Raw genomic sequence first — 19,682 nt, forward strand, 5'->3', positions numbered from 1 at the left:
GTGCTCACCACCTCGCTCAAGGCCGTCTGGGCGCGCAAGCTGCGCCTGCTCATGAGCACGTTCGCGATCGTGCTCGGCGTCGCGTTCGTCGCCGGCTCGCTCATGTTCACCGACTCCCTCAACCGCGCGTTCAGCGGCATCATGAACGGTACCGTCGGCGACGCCACCGTGCGTGCCACCCAGGACGCCTCGCAGCACTCGCGCGGCGGCGACACGCGCACGATCGGCCCCGACGTCCTCGCCAAGGCGCGCTCGGCCAAGGGCGTCGCGCAGGTCGACGGCGTCGTCTCGTCGATGAGCGCCACCGTCCTCGCGAAGAACGGCAAGGTCATCGGCGGCCAGGGGGCGCCCGCGTTCGGGGTGAACTACCACGACGCACGCGCCGCCGACGGCGTGCCCGGGCTGCACATCACGCAGGGGCGGGCACCGACGTCGGCGAGGGAGATCGCGCTCGATGCGAAGACAGCCGAACGCGGCGGCTACCACCTGGGCGACACCGTCAGCATCCTGACTTCGGGCCAGACGCCGCGCTGGTCCGGCCGGCTCGTCGGGTACGCGAGCTACGCGAACGGCTCGATGGTGGGCTCGACGCTCGCGGTCGTCGACACGAAGACTGCGCAGCAGTTGTTCCTCGACGGCAAGGACGCCTACACCTCGTTGTGGGTCCAGGCGCGCCCCGGGGTGTCGCAGAGCACCGTCGTCGAGCAGATCAAACCGTTCGTGCCGAAGGGTTTCGAGGCGGTCACCGGCAAGCAGGCCTCCGACGAGGCCGCGAGCGGCATCAAGAAGGCGCTGTCGTTCATCACGACGTTCCTGCTCGTGTTCGCGGGCGTCGCGCTGCTCGTCGGCTCGTTCCTCATCGTCAACACCTTCGGCATCCTCGTCGCGCAACGCAGCCGCGAACTCGCGCTCCTGCGGGCACTCGGCGCGTCGTCACGCCAGGTCCTCGCCAGCGTGCTCGTCGAAGCGCTCGTCGTCGGCCTCGTGGGTTCACTCGTCGGCATCGGGGTCGGCGTGCTGCTTGCGAAGGGCATCTCGGCGCTGCTCTCAGCGCTGGGCGCCGACATCGACACCGGTGGGCTCGTCCTCGAACCGCGCACAGTGGCGGTGTCGCTGCTCGTCGGGCTCGGCGTGACGGCGCTCGCCGCCTGGCTGCCGGCGCGGCGAGCCTCGCGCATCTCACCGATCGCGGCGATGCGCGACGACCAGGTCGAACCCGAGCAGACGGTGCGCCGCCGCGCCGTCGTCGGCGCCCTCGTCTTCGTCGTCGGTGCAGCCCTGGCCGCCTGGAAGCTCGCGGCCGACACCTCGATCTGGGTGTTCGTCGCAGGCATGGTGCTCATGCTGTTCGGCACGATCTCGGCGACGCCCGTGCTCGCGCGTCCCGTCGTGCGTGCGATCGCCGCCGTGGCGCGCCCGCGCTCGGGCATCGTCGCACAGCTCGCGGCCGAGAACAGCCTGCGCAACCCGCGCCGCACCGCGGCGACCGCGTCGGCCCTCATGATCGGCATGGCGCTCGTGTCGATGATGACGGTGTTCGGCGCGTCCGCCTCGGGCAGCGTCGATGCGCTCATCGCGAAGAACTTCCGCGGCGACTACGTCGTCAGCGGGCAGTTCTCCGAGCCGATCTCCGCCTCCATCGCGACGCGGATGCGCAGCGTCGACGGCGTACAGACCGTCTCGCGCCTGCGTCTCGGTGACGGCACGTTCAACGATGCGCCCGCGACGATCGAAGGCGTCGACGCCGCCACGTTCCGTCAGGTCGCACCCGTCGAACTCAACTCCGGCAAGGACGCCCTCGACGATCGCTCCGTGCTCATCTCGTCGGAGAAGGCGAAGGCGTACGGCATCACGGTCGGAGACGTGACGCGCCTGACGATCGGCAGGGCGAACGTCAAGCGCCTCACCGTCATCGGCATCTTCGACCGTGACGCGAGCCCGCGCGCGGCGGACTACGTCGTCAGCATGCCGACGTTCGAGACGGTGGGCGGCTCGACGAAGGACAACACCCTCTACGTGCTGCGCCGACCCGGCGCGGATGCGGCGAACGTCAAGAAGGGGCTCGACTCGGTCGTCGCCGATCTGCCGACCGTCACGGTCAAGGATCAAGCCGGCTACGCCGCCGAGCAGCGAGCCCCGATCGACACGATGCTGGTGCTCATCTACGGCCTGCTCGGTCTCGCCATCGTCATCGCGGTGCTCGGCATCATCAACACGCTCGCGTTGTCCGTCATCGAACGCACCCGCGAGATCGGCCTGCTGCGCGCCGTCGGCCTCGCCCGCTCGCAGTTGCGCTCCATGGTGCGCCTCGAGGCGGTGACGATCTCGCTCGTCGGCGCCGTCATCGGTGTCGTGCTCGGCACGATCTTCGGGGTGTTGTTCCAGCGCACGCAGGCGAACTCGGGCGTCGACGTGCTCGTCATCCCGTGGCTGCGGCTCGCGCTCTTCCTCCTGCTCGCTGCCCTCGTCGGCGTCCTCGCCGCCTGGTGGCCGGCACGGCGCGCCGCGAAACTCAACGTTCTCGCCGCGATCAGCGCGCCGTGATCGGGTGCGCTCTCACGACGTCAGCGGCGCCGGGATCGGGCGCGCGTGGACGACATTCAGGGCGCTGACGGCGCGCGTCAGCACGACGTAGAGACGCCGCAGGCCTGTCGCCTCATCGGGTTCGGCGTCCGCGATGTCGGCGGGTTCGACGACGATGACGCGGTCGAACTCGAGGCCCTTGGCGACCTGCGCGGGCACGAGCTCGACCTGATGGTCGGCGTCGTCACCGTGATCCGCGCCGAGGCGCCCGAAGCCGATGCCGGCGTGTGTCAGTGCCTCCGCGATGTCGTCGAGCGCGCCGGGGACGGCGATGACGCCGACCGACCCGGGCGTCGTCGTCGCATGGCGCACCGCATCCGTGACGGCGGCCGCGAGCGCGTCGGGGCCAGTCTCGACGAGGTCGAGTTCGCCGCGGTTGCTGCGCACGGACTGCGGTGCGGCGAGGCCGGGCACGATGACGGGCAGCAGCTGCGCGGCGTATTCGATGACGGCAGCGGGCACGCGAAAGCCCTGCAGCAGCTCCTCGAGGTGGAAGTCGCTCTTGCCGAGGTGTGTCATCGTCGCAGTCCATGACCCCGGTGCCCACGGCGTCGTCGCCTGCGCGACGTCACCGAGCACCGTCGCCGAGCCCGTCGAGCAGCGGCGCCCGACGCCGCGCAGCTGCATCGCCGACAGGTCCTGCGCCTCGTCGACGATGACGTGCCCGAGGCTGGTCGTGCGTTCGATGCAGTCGGCGGCCTCGTCGAGCAGCGCGAGGTCGGCCGGCGACCACTTGGCGGACCCCTTGGTGCGCGGCGGCTTCTCCCACACCGCGCTCGCTTCCTCGTGCGGGTCGAGGTCGCCGTCGGCGCACTCGTGCAGGAAGTCGGCGTCCGAAAGGAGGCGGTGGACGACGCCGGCGGCGTCGAGCTGCGGCCACAGGGCCTTGACGTACGCCTTCACCGGCGCGCTGCGGGCGATGGAATCCTGGACGCGATCGTCGGGGGAGTCGCCCGCGGCCTCGAGCTGCAGCATGACGCTGTGCGCGAGGCGCTGCGCCATCATCGCCCGCGCGGCCTCGTATCGCACGCCGCGCGAACGGAGTTCGGCGACGATCTCGGCCACCTCGTACGCGGGCACCCGCCAGCGTCGCGCGCCACGGGGGACGACGAGCGCCTCGTCGGGGTGCCCGACGTGGGCCCACACCGCGCGGTGGATGATGCCGGCCCACCGCGCATCGCCCTTGAGGACGGCGACCTGCGCCTCGTCCGCGCCGCGCACGAGCCAGCGTCGGTTCTTCGGGGTGTCGTCGCGGTAGCTGCCGTCGAGGAGCGTCTCGATCGTCGCGTGCGCGACGCGCGCCTCGCCGAGCGACGGCAGCACCGCGGAGATGTGGTCGAGGAACGCCGCGTTGGGGCCGACGACGAGGACGCCGGCGCGATCGAGGCGGGCACGGAACGAGTACAGCAGCCACGCCGCGCGGTGCAGGCCGACAGCGGTCTTGCCGGTGCCGGGCGCGCCCTGGATGCAGACGGTGGTCGCGACGTCGGCGCGCACGAGCGCGTCCTGCTCGGGCTGGATCGTCGAGACGATGTCGCGCATCGGGCCCGAGCGGGGGCGTTCGATCTCGGCGGCGAGGATGTCGCTGCCCGCCCGGTCGTCGGCGCCCGCCTCGTCGGTGCCCCCAGGAGCATCGAGACGCTCGTCCTCGTACGCCGTCAGCTCGCCGCGTTCGACGCCGAAGCGCCGCCGCAGCGACACGCCCATCGGTTCGGCAGGGGAGGCGCGGTAGAACGCCGTCGACACGGGCGCCCGCCAGTCGATGACGAGCGGGTCGCCTGCCTCGTCGGAGACGTGGCGGCGCCCGACGTAGAGCTCCTCGAGGCGCGCGGCGTCACCCGCGGCCGGGTCGCTCCAGTCGATGCGGCCGAAGAAGAGCGTCGTCGACGGGTCGTCGGTCAGCGCCGCGACGCGGCGGGCGAGCGTCGCCCCGAGCGCCTCGCCGCTGACGGCGTCGCTGGCCCGCGACGCGTCGAGCGAGGCGGCCGAATCGCGCATGCGCGCGAGTTGGGCGCGTGCAGCGGCGAGGTGCGCGCGTTCGTGGTCGAGGACGGGGTCGAGCGCAGGCTCGAGCACGGGATCGGGCATGGCGAACCACCTTCGGGGCAGTGGAGGCAGAATCCCTCACTCTACGCGTGGCACCCGTTGCGTGGAGCGCTCAATTCTTGACGTCGGACTGAGCTCCGAGCGTCACCGAGACCTCCTGCTGGCGACCGTCGCGGATGATCGTCAGCTTGACGGCGCTGCCGACGGTACGCGAGCGTACCTGACCGACGAGCGCGTTGGGCGAGGTGACGGGTTCGCCGTCGATCGCGGTGATCGCGTCGTCCTTGCGCAGCCCCGCCTTGGCGGCGCCGCTGCCGGGGGCGACGGACGCGACCTTCGCCGCCGTCAGCGTCGCGTTGCCGCTCTTGACCTCCGTCGGCGACGTGCCGATGCCGAGCAGCGCGTGCTCGGCCTTGCCCTTGGTGATGAGCTGGCCCGAGATGTTCTTCACGACGTTGCTCGGGATGGCGAAGCCGATGCCGATGTTGCCGCTCTGGCCGCCCGAGGCGCCGTTCGACAGCGACGCGATCGAGGAGTTGATGCCGATCAGCTTGCCGCTGCCGTTGACGAGCGCGCCACCCGAGTTGCCCGGGTTGATCGCGGCGCTCGTTTGGATCGCGTTCGTCACGACGGTCGAGGTCGACGTCGAGGAGCTGTCGGATTCGCTCTCGCTCGTCGTCACCGGCCGGTCGAGGGCGGAGACGATGCCCGTCGTCACGGTGCCGGCGAGGCCGAGGGGGTTGCCGACAGCCATGACGGGCTGGCCGACGACGAGCTTGCTGTCGTCGGCCATCTCGACGGGGTGCAGGTCCGGGACGTCCTTGATGCGGATGACGGCGAGGTCGGTGGACGGGTCGGTGCCGACGACGCTCGCCGGGTAGGTGCGGTTGTTGTTGAGCGTGACGGTGACGGTCGCGTTCGACCCGGCGCCGCTGACGACGTGGTTGTTCGTCACGATGTTGCCACTCTTGTCGAGCACGACGCCGGAGCCCTCGCCGCCGCTGGAGCCGGAGCTGACGTCGATCGAGACGACGCTCGGGTTGACCTTCGCGGCCGTCGCCGACCAGTTGATCGCGCCGGCGTCGGCGAAGTCGGCCGGGTCGGCCTTGATGACCGTCGAGTTACCGCCGCCCGAGACGGCGCCGGTGTCGTCGCGCTGGACGACGGCGTACGTCCCGGCTGATGCGAGGGCCGCCGCGAGGAGCGAGGCCGCACCGATCTGCGCGAGGCCGCGCCCGCCGCGTCCCGAACGGCCGCCACCGGCAGGCTGCGAGCCGACGCCGTACGCCGCGCCCGGCTGCTCGTATCCCGGCTGAGCCCACGGCTGCTGATACCCGGGCTGCGGCTGGTACCCGGGCTGAGGCCCGGACATCGGCGCGGGGGCGGACGCCGGCATCGCACCGTCGGGCGGGGCGTCGAGGCGGGCCGGTTCGGCGCGGATCACCTGCGTGTCGTCAGGGCGTGGAGCCTGGCCCGGCAGCTGGTGACGGCGGGCGCCGTCCGGTCGCTCGTCGGCGTTCGGGGCGCTGTCGGGCGTCTCGGTCATGGCACTGCTCCTGGTCTCGGATCGGCGCTGACGCGGGCTGCGTCGTCGGATGCACTGAGGGGGCCTCTCGGGTCACGAGAGTAGTCAGTCGAGGCTATTCGACGTCATCAGTCTCGTCGGCAACGTGATGCGAGCTGTGCTGCGCCTGTGAATCCGGCGCGGCGAGCGGCAGGCTGACGACGAACGTCGCGCCCCCGCCGGGGGTTTCGCGCACGCTCACCTCACCGTCGTGGGCGGCGACGATCGCGGCGACGATCGACAGGCCGAGGCCGGTGCTGCCGCTCGCGCGGTTGCGGGAGACGTCGGCACGGTAGAAGCGTTCGAAGATGCGGCCACGCATGTCGGCCGGGATGCCGGGGCCGTGGTCGGCGACCTCGACGACGGCGCGCCCGTCGACCGCACCGACGCCGACCTCGATGGGTTCGGTGCCCGGAGCGTAGCGTTCGGCGTTGCTCACGAGGTTCGTCATCACCTGGCGCAGGCGCTGCTCGTCTGCGCTGATGATGACGGGGCCCAGGCCGCCGCCGAGCCCGTGCAGTGCGAAGCGGCGCTCGCCGTCCCCGCGGGCCTCTGCGTCGCTCACGGCGTCCGCGGCGATGACGGTGAGGTCGACGTCGTGATGGCGTCGCGGCGTGCCGGGCGCGGTGGCCCCGATCGTCGCGGCGCGCTGCTCCGTCTCGAGGCGAGAGAGCAGGAGCAGGTCGTCGACCATGGCGCTCATGCGTTTCGCCTCGTCCTCGATGCGGCGGAAGGCGGCGGCGACGTCGTCGGGGTCGCTCACCGCGCCCTGACGGTACAGCTCGGCGTAGCCGCGGACGGTGGCGAGGGGAGTGCGCAGCTCGTGCGAGGCGTCTGCGACGAAGGAGCGCATGCTCTCCTCGCTGCGGTCCTTGATCTCCATCGAGCGTTCGACCTGGCTGAGCATGACGTTGAGCGAGCGCGCAAGGCTCTCCATCTCGTCGGCGGAGTCGGGGTTGGGGACGCGGCGTGTCAGGTCGCCCGCGGCGATGGCGGCGGCGGTGTCCTCGATGGCTCGTAGTGGTCGCATCGCCCGCCGCACCGCCCACAGCGCCGCGAGCGTCGCGAACAGCAGTGCGATTGCGCTGACGCCGATGGTGAGCACCTGCATGCGTCGCACGACGGTGTCGACGTTCGCCATGCTGACGGCGACGGCGTACGGCTCGCCGGTGGTCTCGTCGATGCCTTCGACGACGCGCCACGACACGGTGCTCTCGCCCTGCGAATGGACGGTGTAGGGGTGCCCGCCGTGCGCGATGGCGCTGGCCTTCGTCACGTCGGGGAAGTCGGGGCGGGGCCCCGTGGCGGGGACGAAGTCGTTCGTCTCCTGCGCGCCGACGATGCGGACGGCGTACACGTTGACGGGCACGGCGCTCGTCACGCGCGCGTGCTCGGCCTGTTGCTGGATCGTCGAGGCGACGAGGGTGGGCGCGGCGGCGACGAGGTCGGCGTCCTCTCGTTGGACGAGGTAGCTCTGCAGCTGCCAGGACCCGGCAGTGCCGACGACGAACATCGCTGCGCCGAGCAGGCCGGCGAGCACGGCGACGATGCGGGCGCGCAGCGGCCAGCGGTGGACGCCGCGCCGCAGTCGCAGGTACTGCTGGCGCAGCGTGTAGCCGTCGGGGGAGACCAGGGGGATCGCCTACGTCAGCGCGGTTCGCGCAACACGTATCCGACGCCGCGCTTGGTGTGGATGAGCGGTTCGAGACCGTCGACGTCGATCTTGCGGCGCAGGTAGGAGATGTACGACTCGACGATGCCGGCCTCACCGCGGAAGTCGTAGTCCCACACGTGGTCGAGGATCTGGGCCTTGCTCACGACGCGACCGGCGTTGAGCATGAGGTAGCGCAGCAGCTTGAACTCGGTGGGGGAGACGTCGATGACGCGGCCCGCGCGGCGCACCTCGTGGCTGTCGTCGTCGAGCTCGAGGTCGCCGACGGTGACGGTGGGGCCGTCCGAGTCGTCGGCCTTCGTGCGGCGAAGGACGGCGCGGATGCGCGCGACGACCTCTTCGAGGCTGAACGGCTTCGTGATGTAGTCGTCGCCGCCGACGGTGAGGCCCTTGACGGTGTCGTCGACGGAGTCGCGCGCGGTGAGGAAGACGATCGGCAGTTCGCGTCCGCCCTCGCGCAGGCGGCTCGTGACGGCGAAGCCGTCCATGTCGGGAAGCATGACGTCGAGCACGGCGAGGTCGAACTCCCGCGTCGCGGCGAGGGCCAGCCCTTCGCTGCCGGTGCCGGCGACGGAGACGTCGAAACCGGCGAACTTCATGCTCGTGGCGAGCAGTTCGCGGATGTTGGTGTCGTCCTCGACGATGAGGATGCGTGCTTCGGGCGTGCTCATGCCTGTCATTCTCGCCCGCCCGACTGGACGTTCGCTGGAAGTCGGCTGGAGAAGGTGGCCCCTACGATGGGACGGCATGCAGCGGCACGCACCCGATCCTGATGGAGAGAAGGCACGTCATGGGGCTCAAGTTCTACGCCGATCGCGGTTCGCGCCGCACCCGTCAGATCGTGGCCGACGTGGCCCTCGCGCTGTGGTGCGTCCTCGCGATCTGGGCGGGCACCGTCGTCCACGACCGGGCGCTCGTGGCGCAGAGCGGCGCGCAGAAGCTCGAGCACGGCAGCTCCAGCCTGGCGCTCGACATGACGGACGCGGCGAATGCCGTCGCGAAGGTCCCGTTCGTCGGTTCCGAGGTGCGCACCCCGTTCGACAAGGCCGCCGGCACTGCGACGGACATGGCCGGCTCGGGGCACGACCTTGCGACGGGGCTGGGCCGCTTCGCCGTCCTGCTCGGGGTCCTGACGGCGGCGCTGCCGATCGTCCTCGCGCTCGTGCCGTGGCTGCTGACGCGCCTGCGCTACGCCGTCACCGCGGGGCGCCTCGCCCGCCTGCGTTCCATGCCGGGCGGACGCCGGTTGCTCGCGCTCGAAGCGCTGACGAGCGCCTCGCCCCGTGCGCTCGCCGCCATCGACGACGACGTCGCCCGCGCCTGGCAGGACGACGACCCCGAGGCGACGCGCAAGCTCGCCGACCTCTCGCTCGCGACGTACGGGCTGCGGCTCAGGGACGACGTGCTCGAGGAGGACGTGCTCGACGGCCGCGCGACCGACGCCGAAGAATGATCGAAAAGGAATATTCCGGGCGGGGCAGGTGTTGACGAGGTTGCCGTCAGCCATGTCGTCCTGAGGAGTCACCACGAGCCCCACCTTCGCCTCGTTGTCCATCCGCAACTATCGCCTCTACGCGAGCGGCGCGCTCGTGTCGAACGTCGGCACGTGGATCGGGCGCGTGACGCAGGACTGGGTCGTCCTCACCGAACTGACGCACCACGACGCCGCCGCGCTCGGCGCGATCACCGCGACGCAGTTCGCGCCCGTTGTCCTTCTCGCCCCGTTCGCCGGATCCCTCGCGGACGCCTACCCCAAGCGGCGTCTGCTCATGCTGAGCCAGAGCGCGCTCGCGGTGACGTCGCTCGTGCTCGCGGGGCTGCTGCTGACGGGCTCGGCGACGCTCGCGAGCGTCTTCGGCATCGCCCTCGTGCAGGGCATCGCGACGGCCCTCGACAACCCGACGCGTCAGGCGTTCGTCTCCGAACTCGTGCCCGAGGGGCACCTGACGAACGCCGTCGGTCTCAACTCGGCGTCGTTCAATGCGGCGCGCCTGATCGGCCCCGGCGTCGCGGGTCTGCTCATCGCGGGCATCGGCACAGGCTGGGCGATGGTGCTCAACGCGGCGTCGTTCGTCGCCGTCCTCGCCGCGCTGCTCGCGATGAATCCGCGAGAACTACGGCCGGCGCCCCGACGGCGTGGCCGCGGCGGGGTGCGCGAAGGTTTCGCCTACGTGAGTCGGCGGCGCGACCTGCAGCTCATCATGGGTCTCGTGTTCGTGCTCGGCACGTTCGGCATGAACTTCCAGATCACGACGGCGCTCATGGCGACGAGCGTCTTCCACGCCGACGCGCGCGCCTACGGCATCATCTCGTCGGTGATGGCGGTGGGGTCGCTGGCCGCGGCGCTGCTCGCGGCCCGGCGCAAGTCGCCGTCACTGCGGCTGCTGCTCGCGGCGCTCGCCGGGTTCACGGTGTTCTCCGCACTCGCCGCGATGGCGCCGAACGTGTGGCTGTTCGGCGCGTTCCTCGTGCCCGTCGGGTTGTGTGCGCTGACGGCGTTGACGACGGCGAACGCGAGCGTCCAGCTCTCCGTCGACCCGCAGCTGCGCGGGCGCGTCATGGCGCTCTACATGGCGATCCTCATGGGCGGCACGCCCGTCGGCGCGCCGCTCATCGGGTGGATCGGCAACACCTTCGGCGCTCGCGCGACGATCGCCGTCGGCAGCGTCGCGGTCGGCGTCGCGACGCTCGTCGCCGGCCTCGCCCTGATGCGGGTGCGGCACTACGCGGCGCGCGACGTCATCGCGATGCGGCCCACCCATCTCGCGGTGAGAGAATCGGCGACATGACCCCGAAGACCCGCCGACTCATCGTCATCATCGCCCTCGCCGCGTTCGTGCTCGTGCCGCTCGTGGCGCAGCTCGCGAACTGAGGCCCGGCCCTTCGGGTATGTGGCTCAGGGGCGCGAGCCGTCGCTGACGGCCTGCGCGCGGCGGCGACGGTGCAGCTGGTCGACCTCCTCGGCGACGATCCGACGCAGTGCCCCCGGCGCGTCGGGATGCGAGGCGAGCCAGGCTTCTGCGGCGTCGGTGTCCGGCTGGGTGTCGAACAGGCCGCGCACGAGGCGTGAGGCGATGACCTGGCTGCGCTCGCGCCACCACGTCTCGAGGTGATCGAGGTAGCTGTCGGCGTACGCGCCGGCCAGCTCGACGCTCGCGGGGTGGGTGAACCCGGCGACGAGCGCGGCGACCTGCTCGTTCGTCAGCGACGCGTCGTCGACGCGCTGCCACGCGGCCTGCTTGGTGTCGTCGAGGCCGAGAGCTGCCGTCGCGCCGAGCGCCTGGGCTGCACCGCGCTGCGTCGTGTCGCGCGTGCGTTCATCTGCGAGGCGGGCGTCGACGTCGCGACGGGCGTCGTCGTCACGGGTGTGCGCCGCGAGTGAGGTGAGGACGCTCCAACGCTCGTCCTGGCCGGGCTCGAACGGGGTGTGCGCGTCGAGCAGGGCGCGCAGTTCATCGTCGACGCTCGGGGCGAGGGCCGCGACGAGGAGGGCCAGTCGGCGCCACACGCCCGGAAGATCGGTGCCCGTCGATGCGTCGGCCCGGTCGATCGCGACACGCCAGAACGCCTGCGCCCAGTCGGCGCGCGAGGCGGCGTCGGGCAGGTAGGACGTGATCGCGGCGATCGCGAACCGTCCCGCGCCGTCGACGATCGTCGCCGACGGTTCGTCCGCGAGCTGGGTCAGCCCGGCGCGCACGAACGTCTCGGCGGGCAGGCGCGCATCACGCGTGGCCTGCCACAGCTGCCCCCACGCCGTGGCGCGATGCGTCGCCGAGGCGAGGTGGCAGAGCTGCGTCGCGAACAGCTCGAGCGTCTCGGTGCTCGGCGCGATCTTCGCGTACGTCCAGTCCTCGTCGTCGACGAGGACGACCGCGCCACGCAGTTCGCCCGGCAGCTCGAGCGTGTCGCTCTCGCCTTCGAGGTCGAGCCACGCGTCGCCGGCGGCGTGCCAGGCGGCGGCTTCGGAGGCGTCGGGCGCCTCGACGTCGAATGCGGTGGCGTGGAAGCGGTGCGGGCGCGTGCGGTCGCCGCGGCGCGTGATGACGCCGCCGGCCACCTCGAGCGTGTCGGGGCCCGACGTCTGCAGCCAGGCCTGCGCCCACGCCGTCATGTCGCGTCCGCTCGCCTCGCCGAGGGCGTCGAGGAAGTCGTCGAGGGTCGCGTTCGTGAAGGCGTGACGTTCGAAGTACAGCGCCGCGCCCTCGTAGAACGCGTCCTCACCGGCGTACGCGACGAGCTGGCGCAGCACGGAGGCGCCCTTCGCGTAGGTGATGCCGTCGAAGTTGGCGCGCGCGGCTTCGACGTCGGGGATGTCGGCGACGATGGGGTGCGTCGTCGGCAGCTGGTCGGCGGAGTACGCCCACGCCTTGCGGCCCAGCCCGAACGTGGCCCACGCGTCGTCGAACTCGGTGACTTCGGACGCGGCCTGCGCGCCGATGAAGTCGGCGAACGATTCCTTGAGCCACAGGTCGTCCCACCACGGCATCGTGACGAGGTCGCCGAACCACATGTGCGCCATCTCGTGCAGCAGCGTCGTGGCGAGCGCTTCGCGTTCGCTGCGGGTCGCGTCGCCGCGCTTGAGGTAGTTCTCGTTGAACGTGACGAGGCCCGGGTTCTCCATCGCGCCGATGTTGTACTCGGGCACGAAGATCTGGTCGTAGGTGCCCCAGGGGTAGCTGCAGCCGAACTTGCGCTCGCACCACGGCAGCCCGGCCTTCGTCCAGCGCAGCATGTCCGCGCTGGGCAGGCTGGCGCGCATCGCCGGGCGGCACATGATCGACAGCGGCACGCGGCGTCCGTCGCTCAGCACCGCCTCGTCCTCGACCAGCGCGTATGGGCCCGCGATGACGCAGACGATGTACGTCGACTGCGGCATCGTCGGGGTGAACGTCGTGAGGGTGAGGTCGGTGGTGGTGTTGCCGTGCGTCTCGTCGCTCGCGGCGGCCGGTTCGGCGCTCTCGGGTGCGCCGTTGCTGCGCACGAGCCAGTGCGACGGGGCGGTGACGCTGATCGCGAAGTGTGTCTTGATGTCGGGCTGGTCGAAGCAGGCGAAGACGCGGCGGGCGTCGGTCGGTTCGAAGTGGGTGAACAGGTACGTCTCGCCGTCCTGCGGGTCGCGGAAGCGGTGCAGGCCTTCGCCGGTGTGGCTGTAGTGGCACTCGGCGATGACGGTGACGACGTGCTCGCGCCCCGGCGTCAGGCCGCGGACGGTGACGAGAGAATCCTCGAAGCTCGTGGCGTTCGCGTCGAGTTCGACGCCGTCGAGCAGAACGCATGGGGCGGCATCGGCGACGAGGTCGATCGACACCGCACCTTCGGTGCAGGTGAGGCGCAGTGTCGACGTCGAGGTGAACGTCGCGGCCTCCGTCGGCGCGCCCGTCAGATCCAGGTGAATGGATTGGTCGCTCAATGTCACTGTGCGAGAACGGTGCTGGGCGGTTTCGCGAGTGAGGTTGTGAGCGAGGGGCACGCGGTGGGCCTTTCGTTGGAGCGGTCTGAGGTGACGGTGGCGTCAGAGCCGTTCGATGACGTGGTCGATGCAGTGGGTGAGCGCCGCCACATCGGTGGGTTCCACGGCAGGGTACATGCCGACGCGCAGCTGATTGCGTCCCAGCTTCCGGTAGGGCTCGACGTCGACGATGCCGTTGGCGCGCAGCGTCGCCGCGATCGCCGCCGCGTCGATGGCGTCGTCGAAGTCGATCGTGCCGACGACGAGGGAGCGGTGCGCCGGGTCCGTGACGAACGGTGTCGCGTGGGGGTGCGCGTCCGCCCACGTGTAGAGGGCCTTCGATGAGGCGCGGGTGCGTTCGACGGCGAAGTCGAGGCCGCCGTTCGCGTTGAACCAGTCGAGTTGCGCCTTCATGAGGACGTACGTCGCGAGCGCCGGCGTGTTGTACGTCTGCGCCTGACGGCTGTTCGTGATGGCGGCGTCGAGGTCGAGGAACGGTGGGATCCAGCGGCCCGACGCCTTGATGCGCGCGACCCGCTCGATCGCGGCGGGGGACATGAACGCGAACCACAGGCCCCCGTCGCTCGCGAACGATTTCTGCGGCGCGAAGTAGTAGACGTCGCACTCGGTCAGGTCGACGGGCAGGCCGCCCGCGGCGGACGTGCCGTCGATGAGGACGAGCGCGTCGTCGTCGGTGTTTTCCGGGCGCGTGACGGGCGCCATCGCGCCTGTCGACGTCTCGTTGTGCGCCCACGCGTAGGTGTCGATGCCGGGCTTCGGCTGCGCCTCGGCGACGCTGCCCGCCGGGGCTTCGATGACGTCGGGGGCTTCGAGGAACGGCGCCGTCGCGGACGTCGCGAACTTGGCGGTGAACTCGCCGAAGACGAGGTTCTGCTGGCGGTGTTCGATCAGGCTGAACGCGGCCACGTCCCAGAACGCGTTCGACCCGCCGAGACCCATCACCGTCTCGTAGCCGTCGGGCAGGTCGTACATCTGCGCGAGGCCCTCTTGCACCTCGCGTACGAGGTTCTTCACCGGCGCCTGACGGTGTGACGTGCCGAGCAGCGGAGTTGCACCCTCACCTGCAGCGGCGAGCGCTGCGAGTGCGTCGGGGCGGATCTTGCTCGGGCCGGCACCGAAGCGTCCGTCGCTCGGCTTGAGGGCGTCGGGGATGACGATGGCGGGGCTCTTCGCGTCAGTCACGTTGTCGACTCTAGGACGGGCGCTGCAGCCCGCGCCGCCCGTTTCGCATGGCGGGTACCTTTTCCGCAGGGCGGATCGTGGGCTGGGCGCGGCCGAAATGGCGAGTCGACGGGGCCGTCCCGCGCGGGCCCGTCCCGCGCGGGCGCGGGGTTGCGCACCCGCTGGTGCTCGTCCTGACCAGACAGGCTGGCCGGGCGTGTTGATCATGACGGGCCAGTGCGCGACCGGTGGCGGCGCCCGTCGACGCGTCGGGAGGGTGTCAAAGGCGATACGCGCCCTCGTCCCGAGGTGCGCAGACCGAGCGCCCACGCTCCGACAGGTTGTGACCCGTCAGGTCATCACCTGCCCGACGTGCCCGGCAGAAAACGTCAGTGTGACCGCCAACCAAGCGCCAAGCCGTGCAGCCGCGAGAACCGTCACGGCGGAGGCGGCGAGAATCGTCGCTGAGTGCCTCCGGAACCGGGCCTGTCCGCTCGTCCCGACGCAGATTGCGCCCCGGCGCCCTGCGCAGCGGCCCGGGCGGGCAAGATGGGGGCATGACCGAGGTGCGCATGGATTACGACGGTGAAGGTCTCGACGAGTCGCAGTTGCCCGCGGCGCCGCTCGAGCTGATCGAGGCGTGGGTGCGCGAAGCACGCGAACGCCAGAATGCCCAAGGCGACGTGCCCGAGCCAGAGGCCATCAGCATCGCGACGGCCGACGCCGCCGGCGCGCCGCACGTGCGGACCGTCCTCATGCGCTACCTCGGGGCCGACGGCCCCGGTTTCTACACGAACCTCGAATCGGCCAAGGGCCGTGACATCGCCGAGAACGACCAGATCGCCGGGGCGCTCACGTGGCCGCTGATGTTTCGCGCGATCCGCTTCACCGGTAGCGCCGTCGAGCTGCCTCGTGACGTCGTGCGCGCCTACTTCGACTCGCGCCCGTATGGTTCGCGCGTCGGGGCGTGGGTGTCGAAGCAGTCGCGGCCGCTGACGAGCCGCGCCGAGCTCGAGACCGCCAACGCCGAGATGACGGCCCGTTACCCCGACACCGGCGGCGCCGACGACGTCCCCCTGCCCGACTTCTGGGGCGGCTACCGCATCAACTGCGACGAGATCGAGTTCTGGGCGGGGCGCCGTTCCCGGCTGCACGACCGCCTCGTCTACGTGCGCGTCGGCGACGGCGACCTCGACGACCCGTCAGCCTGGCGCATCGAACGTCGCTGGCCCTGAGCCGTCGACGTGTGCAAATCGCAGATGGGGACGCGATTCGCCGGGGTGGACGCCGTTCGCAGATGGGGCGAGATTCGCGAATGTGGACGAAAATCGCCGATGGATACGAGTGGGGCGTCGCCGGCATGGCGAGGCGGGGCGGCGACGCGTGGCAGTGATGCGTCTCGAGGCCGCCCGCGAATCTGCCGTCGCTGATTCGCCGGCCCGCAAAACCGGAGCGGACGGCGTCACCACCTAGCGTGGAGGTATGACTGACTCGTCCACGCCGACACCCCACGACCCGTCGACCGATCGTGCCCTGGCAGCACTCGACGCGCAGGACGAAGGAGCTACCGCGACGCTCGACTCCCAGGCTGACGCTGCCGCGATGACGTCGGCCGCGCGGGACGTGCAGGCTGATCGTGCTGCCACGTCCGGCGTCTCTCAGGTGGACGGGCGCGTCGAACCCTCGACGGCGACGCGGTTGTCGCGCGAGACGACGACGGCTCTCGACCGCATCGCCCTCGACGCTCAGCGCTCGGGTCGCGTGCCGGGCCTCGCCGCCGGGGTGGCGCGACGCGGGACGCTGCTGTGGCACAACGGTTTCGGGGCGGCGCACCTCGGCCAGAACGTCGGCGCGGAGCGCGTCGGGCAGACTGCGCCCGACGAGAACACGCGCTTCCAGATCGCGTCGAACACGAAGACGTTCGTGGCGGTGACGATCATGGCCCTGCGCGACGAGGGCAAGCTCGACATCGACGCTCCGGCCCGCGACATCATTGACACCATTACCGCCGATTCGCCGCTAGCGCGCATGACGCCGCGTCAGTTCATGTCGCACAGCTCCGGCATCCAGCGCGAGGCCGTCGGCGACGTGTTCGACACGCTCGTCATGCCGGGTCGCGACGAGTTCCTCGCGAGCCTCGCCCACAGCGAACGCGTCTTGCCCGCTCACACGCGTTTCCACTACTCGAACCTCGGGTACGCGCTGCTCGGCGAGATGATCAATCGTCTCGACGGTGGCGACTGGTTCGCTAGCGTGCAGCGTCGGCTCCTCGACCCACTCGGCATGACGTCGACAACTCTCGGCCACCCGGGCGGCGTCGACACCGATCCGCATGCTGCGGGCACCTATTTCGTGCCGCCGTACAGCGACGTCCCCGTCGACGAACCCGTCTTCGACTCGCGCGCCATCGCGCCGGCCGCGGGCATGGTCTCGAGTGTGCGCGACATGGCGCGTTGGGGAGGTTTCGTCGCGAACCCCGACCCCGCGATCCTCTCCGCCGACACGCTCGAGGAGATGTGTCAGCCGCAGATCGTCGCCGACGTCGATCGCTGGGGCGCCGCATGGGGTCTCGGGTTCATGCTGCTGCGCCGTGACGATCGCATCTGGGTCGGCCACACCGGCGGTTGGCCGGGCGCGATCACCGGCGTCTTCACGCACCGCGAGAGCGCGACGACGGGCGTCGCTCTCATGAACGCGACGCACACCCCCGATCCCGCGGCCCTCGCCACGGACCTCGCGAGCGCCGTCCAGGAGCGCGAACCCGAGCTGCCCGCAGCCTGGACGCCCGGGATCACCGTGCCCCCGGAGTTCGTCCCGCTGCTCGGGGTGTGGTTCTCGGAGGGGACGCAGTTCACGTTCGTCGTCGAGGGCGGCACGCTCAAGGCTCGCGTCGAGGGGTTGCCCGAGTGGAAGGCGCCGGCCGTCTTCGAGCGCGTCGACGAAGACCGCTACCGCACCGTCGCGGGTCGCGAGCGCGGCGAATGGCTCGTCATCACCCGCGACGCCGACGGTTCCGTCACCCAACTCAACTGGGCCACATACCGCTTCACGCGCGAGCCGGCCGCGTTCGGCGAATGGCTCTGACAGCGCGTTGCGAAGCTCACAGCATCTTCACAGCCCTGGCTTCCCGATTTAACTTTCAATGATGGGGGGAGCGGGTGTAGCGTCTCGTCACGAAGCGCGCCGCACTCCCTCCCCCCTGGCGGCTGCGCTTCACCCCGAGGCCGCAGCGCTCTTCGTGAGCGCGCGCCTCGGGTTCTTCTCTTTCGGCCCCCTTGCCTTCGCGGCTCGCCCGGCCTCACCCCTGCCGACGTCGCTCCCTTGACGAACATCGCTCTGACGAACACCTCCGAGGCACTGCCCGTCGCGCCTGCTCATTCCGGCGGTCCGCTCGAGGCGATCCGTTCGCGCGACTGATGCTCCGAGCCTCGCCCCACCGACGCCGGTATCGCGAGCACCCGTGCGCGGCGGCGCCGGAGGTGGCACTCTTGTCGTCGTGACTGACCTGATCGACACCACCGAGATGTATCTGCGCACCATCTATGACCTCGAAGAAGAGGGCATCCCCCCGTTGCGCGCCCGCATCGCGGAGCGCCTCGGCCACTCCGGGCCCACGGTGTCGCAGACGGTCGCGCGCATGGAGCGCGACGGTCTGCTCCACGTCGCGAACTCCCGGCGCATCGAACTGACACCCGAGGGGCGCCTGCTCGCGACTCGCGTCATGCGCAAGCATCGCCTCGCGGAGCGGTTGCTCGTCGACGTCATCGGCCTCGAGCTCGAGTACGTCCACGACGAGGCGTGCCGGTGGGAGCACGTCATGAGCGAGCGCGTCGAGCGCAAGATCCTCGAGCTCATCGTCGACAAGGGCCTGTCCCCGTACGGCAACCCGATTCCCGGGCTGGACGAGCTCGGCTGGGGCGAGGCGCCGGAGGGTTTCCGTGACGGCGTGCAGTCGCTCGTCGAGGTGGCCGGCAGCGAGTCGCTGCGCGTGGTGGTGCGCCGCATCGGCGAGCCCGCGCAAGCGGACGCCGAGTCTCTCGCGGTGCTGACGAGCGTCGGGCTGAGCCCCGGGGTGGCCCTCGACGTGCGTGCTGACGGCGACCGCGTCCACGCGGCCGTCGCCGATCGGCCTGACGACGCCGTGTCGCTGCCCGAGGACATCGCCTCGCACGTATTCGTGTCCGTGACGGGTCAGCAGGCCTGAGGTTGCATGTGATGTTCATCACGAGCACACTCTGTAACGGATTCTGAACCTCCGCTGGTGGCGCGACGAACGGGGCCTGAGACGGGTGCTCGATGCCGAAATGACGCCTATCTCGCCGGTTCCTGATTCACCGTCGTCGTGACTGATTCGTTACCGTCTTACCTGGTTCGACAACGAACACTCGCGTGCCGAACACGCCGAGCCCTGCCTGCGGCGCGCGAGTCATGTCAGCTACACCACCTGGCAGGGGTGGGGGACCCACTTCTTCGTTCCTGATCCGCGAAGCGCAGATCAAGAACTCGGGGTGAAGCTCGCGTCGCACGCACGAAGCGCCGAGAGCCGGGCCGAGCAACAGGTCCGAACCCGACAGCTCACCTCACAGGCGTTCGAGAGGTTGCACATTGTCCATCAAGAACACGCCGGGCCCGCTGCGTCCTGTGAAGCAGACGCGCACCCTGGCCATGCTCACCACGACCGTCGCCGTCTCCGGTGGTCTGGTCGCTGGTCTCGGCATCACGCAGAGCGCCGGTGCGGCCCCTGAGTCGGGCGCCGTTCACGAGGCCGCGGCTGCCGCCACGACACCCCTCGAGCTCAAGACCGTCACGCCGGCCAAGAAGCTCGTCGTCGCCCCGAAGGCCGCCCCGAAGCCCGCCGCCAAGGCCGCCCCGAAGCCCGCCGCCAAGGCCGCCGCGAAGCCCGCCGCCGCGAAGAAGTCGACGCGCGCGACGTCGCAGGCGCTGAAGCAGGTGTCGCGCTCGCAGGCCCGCAGTGCGCTGACGTCGGCCTCCGTGAAGCCCGTCAGGGCCGAGCGCAAGGCGAAGATCGCCGAGCCGGCGCAGCGTCGCTCGATCGTCGTCAAGAAGCGCACCGCGCCCGCCGCGTCGCAGTCGACGAACACCCACCGCGCCGCGTCGCAGTCGACGAACACCCACCGCGCCGCGTCGCAGTCGACGAACACCCACCGCGCCGCGTCGCAGTCGAC

At 70.8% G+C, this 19,682-nt stretch carries 13 protein-coding genes and 1 riboswitch; of the genes, 7 read left to right on the forward strand and 6 right to left on the reverse strand.

The genetic code is table 11. From position 1 onward, the window contains the following. Positions 1-2,544, forward strand: a complete 2,544-nt coding sequence (locus AC1RS9_RS07435; protein ID WP_136788825.1) for an ABC transporter permease — start codon at positions 1-3, stop codon at positions 2,542-2,544. Between the two features lie 12 nt (positions 2,545-2,556). On the opposite strand, the gene AC1RS9_RS07440 is transcribed toward AC1RS9_RS07435, so the two are convergent. The 4 genes from AC1RS9_RS07440 to AC1RS9_RS07455 all read right to left on the reverse strand — a co-directional run bounded on the left by AC1RS9_RS07440 (position 2,557) and on the right by AC1RS9_RS07455 (position 8,545). After that, positions 2,557-4,671 carry a HelD family protein gene (locus AC1RS9_RS07440; protein WP_492921002.1) on the reverse strand — a complete coding sequence of 705 codons (2,115 nt, stop codon included), beginning with the start codon at positions 4,669-4,671 and terminating at the stop codon, positions 2,557-2,559. 70 nt (positions 4,672-4,741) lie between these two features. Further along, entirely contained in the window at positions 4,742-6,175 is a 1,434-nt protein-coding gene (locus AC1RS9_RS07445; RefSeq protein WP_156445014.1) for a S1C family serine protease, read from the reverse strand. Positions 6,176-6,269: 94 nt separating this feature from the next. Further along, positions 6,270-7,733 (reverse strand): sensor histidine kinase, encoded by a 1,464-nt coding sequence (locus AC1RS9_RS07450; protein WP_492921005.1) that lies wholly within the window; start codon positions 7,731-7,733, stop codon positions 6,270-6,272. 107 nt (positions 7,734-7,840) lie between these two features. Beyond that, entirely contained in the window at positions 7,841-8,545 is a 705-nt protein-coding gene (locus AC1RS9_RS07455; protein WP_038569284.1) for a response regulator transcription factor, read from the reverse strand. Positions 8,546-8,655: 110 nt separating this feature from the next. On the opposite strand from AC1RS9_RS07455, the gene AC1RS9_RS07460 reads away from it, so the two are divergent. Both AC1RS9_RS07460 and AC1RS9_RS07465 read left to right on the forward strand, forming a co-directional pair. Beyond that, on the forward strand, positions 8,656-9,318 hold the full coding sequence (locus tag AC1RS9_RS07460; RefSeq protein WP_062258775.1) for a hypothetical protein: 663 nt from the start codon (positions 8,656-8,658) through the stop codon (positions 9,316-9,318). Positions 9,319-9,412: 94 nt separating this feature from the next. Next, the gene (locus AC1RS9_RS07465) at positions 9,413-10,654 is read left to right on the forward strand and encodes an MFS transporter (RefSeq protein ID WP_074045648.1); all 1,242 of its coding nucleotides are present in this window, start codon (positions 9,413-9,415) and stop codon (positions 10,652-10,654) included. A gap of 107 nt (positions 10,655-10,761) precedes the next feature. Here the strand turns inward: AC1RS9_RS07465 and pepN are convergent, their stop codons facing one another. Together pepN and serC are read right to left on the reverse strand one after the other, a co-directional pair. Next, positions 10,762-13,335 (reverse strand): aminopeptidase N, encoded by a 2,574-nt coding sequence (gene pepN / locus AC1RS9_RS07470; protein WP_082740969.1) that lies wholly within the window; start codon positions 13,333-13,335, stop codon positions 10,762-10,764. 42 nt (positions 13,336-13,377) lie between these two features. Then, positions 13,378-14,517, reverse strand: a complete 1,140-nt coding sequence (serC, locus tag AC1RS9_RS07475; RefSeq protein ID WP_038569270.1) for a phosphoserine transaminase — start codon at positions 14,515-14,517, stop codon at positions 13,378-13,380. Between the two features lie 536 nt (positions 14,518-15,053). On the opposite strand from serC, the gene pdxH reads away from it, so the two are divergent. From pdxH to AC1RS9_RS07495, 4 genes are all read left to right on the forward strand, one after another. Continuing rightward, on the forward strand, positions 15,054-15,731 hold the full coding sequence (gene pdxH / locus AC1RS9_RS07480; RefSeq protein ID WP_038571517.1) for a pyridoxamine 5'-phosphate oxidase: 678 nt from the start codon (positions 15,054-15,056) through the stop codon (positions 15,729-15,731). A 247-nt stretch (positions 15,732-15,978) separates the two neighbouring features. Next, a complete protein-coding gene (locus AC1RS9_RS07485; protein WP_006944440.1) occupies positions 15,979-17,580 on the forward strand; it encodes a serine hydrolase domain-containing protein in 1,602 nt (533 codons plus the stop codon). 412 nt (positions 17,581-17,992) lie between these two features. Further along, positions 17,993-18,700 carry an iron-dependent transcriptional repressor DtxR gene (locus tag AC1RS9_RS07490; RefSeq protein ID WP_040014453.1) on the forward strand — a complete coding sequence of 236 codons (708 nt, stop codon included), beginning with the start codon at positions 17,993-17,995 and terminating at the stop codon, positions 18,698-18,700. A 219-nt stretch (positions 18,701-18,919) separates the two neighbouring features. After that, positions 18,920-19,100, forward strand: a riboswitch (cyclic di-AMP (ydaO/yuaA leader). A 1-nt stretch (position 19,101) separates the two neighbouring features. Beyond that, positions 19,102-19,682: hypothetical protein (locus AC1RS9_RS07495; protein ID WP_492921009.1), on the forward strand; the 581-nt coding region annotated here is incomplete at its 3' end.

Source organism: Dermacoccus sp. MPR-E5 (genome assembly GCF_058809565.1).